3 protein-coding genes are annotated in these 2,760 nt (G+C 68.1%); all 3 read left to right on the top strand.

What is annotated here, in order from left to right; genetic code table 11:
- Positions 1–204 (top strand): hypothetical protein (locus tag CC207_RS27260; protein WP_218192830.1); only part of this gene is annotated, 204 nt, incomplete at its 5' end.
- Positions 205–227: 23 nt separating this feature from the next.
- The gene (locus tag CC207_RS19420; protein ID WP_062363339.1) at positions 228–2,141 is read left to right on the top strand and encodes a sigma-54-dependent Fis family transcriptional regulator; all 1,914 of its coding nucleotides are present in this window, start codon (positions 228–230) and stop codon (positions 2,139–2,141) included.
- Positions 2,142–2,144: 3 nt separating this feature from the next.
- A partial coding sequence (locus CC207_RS27820; protein WP_256582128.1) for an ABC transporter ATP-binding protein occupies positions 2,145–2,760 on the top strand: 616 nt, incomplete at its 3' end.

The following is a 2,760-nucleotide window of genomic DNA, read 5'->3' on the forward strand; positions in this document are numbered from 1 at the left end:
ACCCAGGATTGGGGAATGGGGCAGGGCTTTCAGGGGGTCGCCGATAGCCTTGCAGCGCTTATGAGATCGAGCGCCGTCCGCGCGGCGCTCGATCTCATAAGCGCTGAAAATTCCCCGGCATACACCTCCCAGCGCGTACCTGATGACTACCAACGATTTCTGACGCACACTGCCGAAAAATCCGATGCCCATTGCCCCGCCTGAGCGGGGCACCCCTGGAGCACGCAATGGCGCGACAACTTCCAACAACAACCGCCAACGATCCACTGCAGCAATCCCGTCTGGTCCGCCTGAAACTGGCCAGCGAAGGCGAACTGCCCTCCGGCATGCTGCGTGACGAAATCGATGCCTCCTGGCGCCGCAGCCTCGGCCATGGCCTTGACTGCCTGCAGGGCGAGCAGGTGGGCCTGGGCATTCGCCATGGCCTGGACCTGCGCGCGCTGCTGGAGCACAACCGCCTGCTGATCGACGCGGTCACCCCCGAACTGGACTACCTGGTCAAGCGCCAAGGCAAGAGCGGCATCGTCATCCTCGGTGATGCCCAGGCCAACGTGCTGGCCATCGAGGGCCAGAAGCACGTGCTCGCCCGCGAAGGCCTGCGTGACCTGCACCCGGGCAGTTGCTGGAGTGAGGCCCTGCGCGGCACCAACGCCATCGGCACGGCGGTGGTCGAGGGCCAGCCGACCCTGATCAACTGCGGCGAACACTATCTCGACCGGCTCAGCCCGTTCTCCTGCACCTCGGTGCCGCTGCGCGATCCGCGTGGCGAGGTGATCGGCGTGCTCGACGTGACCCGCGAAGGCGTCATGGCCCAGCCCCAGGATAGCCTCTCCACGTTGCTGCTCGCCGCCGGCAATATCGAAAGCCGGTTGTTCGGGCTGTATCACCCCGAGCACCTGGTGCTGGCCTTCCACAGCCGCCCGCAGTACCTGGCCAGCGCCTGGCAGGGCCTGCTGGCGCTGAGCCTGGAAGGCGAGGTGCTGGCGGCCAACGACAATGCCTGCCAATTGCTGCAGATGCCGCGCCAGGCGCTGCTTGGTCGGCGCAGCAGCGACCTGCTGGGCGAGCGCTCGCCGGCATTCATCGCCCGCCTGTGGCAGGGCGGTGTCAGCAGCGTGCAGACCGCCAAGGGTGAATTCTTCTTCCGCGCCTTGCAACTGCCACGGCATGGCCGCATCAGTGGTCCGGCGCCCAACACCAAACCGGCCGAGCCGGCCAAGGCCCAGGCCCTGGAGGCCCTGGCCGGCGGCGATGCACGCCTGGCCCGTGCCTTGCGCATGGCCCGCCAGGGCCTGGCCAATGGCTTGCCGGTGCTGCTGCTGGGCGAAACCGGTACCGGCAAGGAAGTCGCCGCCCGCGCCTTGCACCAGGCCGGTACGCGGGCCGACAAGCCGTTCGTGGCGGTCAACTGCGCGGCGATTCCCGAGGGCCTGATCGAGTCCGAGCTGTTCGGCTACCGTGAGGGCGCGTTCACCGGCTCGCGCCGCGGCGGCATGGTCGGGCGGCTGATGCAGGCCCATGGCGGCACGCTGTTCCTCGACGAGATCGGCGACATGCCCCTGGCCTTGCAGGCCCGTCTGCTGCGCGTCCTGCAGGAGCGTCGGGTAGCGCCGCTGGGCGCTGGCGACGAGCAGGACATCGACGTGGCGCTGATCTGCGCTACCCACCGCGATCTCAAGCGACTGGTCGCCGACCAGCAGTTTCGCGAAGACCTCTACTACCGGGTCAACGGCGTATCCCTGCGCCTGCCGGCACTGCGCGAGCGCGACGACCTGGCGACGCTCATCCAGGGCCTGCTGGACAAGTCCGGGGCCAGGGGCGTAAGCCTCGATGCGCCCTTGGTGGCGCTGCTGGAGAACTTCGACTGGCCGGGCAACATCCGCCAGCTGGAGATGGTGGTGCGTACTGCCCTGGCGATGCGCGAGGAGGGCGAGCAGGTGCTGACCCTCGACCATCTCACCGACTGCCTGCTCGATGAACTGGCCAGCGGCGCCGCGCCGTCCGGCAGCCTGCGCGACAACGAGCTGGAGCTGATCCGCGCCGCCCTGGCCCGCCATCAGGGTAACGTCTCGGCGGCGGCCGAGGCCCTGGGCATCAGCCGCGCGACGCTGTATCGCAAGCTCAAGCAGTTGCGTGGTTGAGCCATGGGCGGACTGTTTTCCCGATTGATCGAATCCAGCGAGCCGGCGCTGATGCGTCAGGCGCTGGCCTGGCTGTATGGCTTCGTGCGTCCACACCGTGGCGCCATTGGCGCGCTGCTGGCGCTGTCCCTGGGCGCCTCGCTGCTGGCCCTGGCGCAACCCTGGCTGGTCAAGACGCTGATCGACGAGGGGCTGCTGGCCAAGGACTACCAGACCCTCTGGCACATGGCGGCGATCATGATTGTCGCCGGCCTGTTCGGTACCGTGCTGGCCGGGGTCAACCGCTACCTGCACACACGGCTGTCCGGGCGCATCCTGTTCGCCCTGCGCGATGACCTGTACCGCCATTTGCAACGGCTGTCGCCGACGTTCTATGGGCAGCGGCGCACCGGCGACATCCTGTCGCGGTTGGACGGCGATGTCGCCGAGATCCAGCGCTTTGCCGTGGATTCGCTGTTCTCGGCGGTGTCGGCGCTGATCGGCCTGGTCGGCGCCGTGGCCTTGATGCTCATGCTGTCCTGGCAGCTGTCGCTGCTGCTGGCGCTGTTGATCCCGCTCGAGGTGCTGTGGCTGCGCTGGATGCGGCGCAAGGTCGAGCGCGAGGTGCGCAGCCTGCGCG

This window comes from Pseudomonas sp. DrBHI1, assembly GCF_002205115.1.
Classification (GTDB): domain Bacteria; phylum Pseudomonadota; class Gammaproteobacteria; order Pseudomonadales; family Pseudomonadaceae; genus Aquipseudomonas; species Aquipseudomonas mosselii.

Coding starts and splice junctions, on each gene's coding strand:
- CC207_RS19420 (WP_062363339.1), top strand. CDS start 228: ATGGCGCGACAACTTCCAACAACAACCGCCAACGATCCACTGCAGCAA.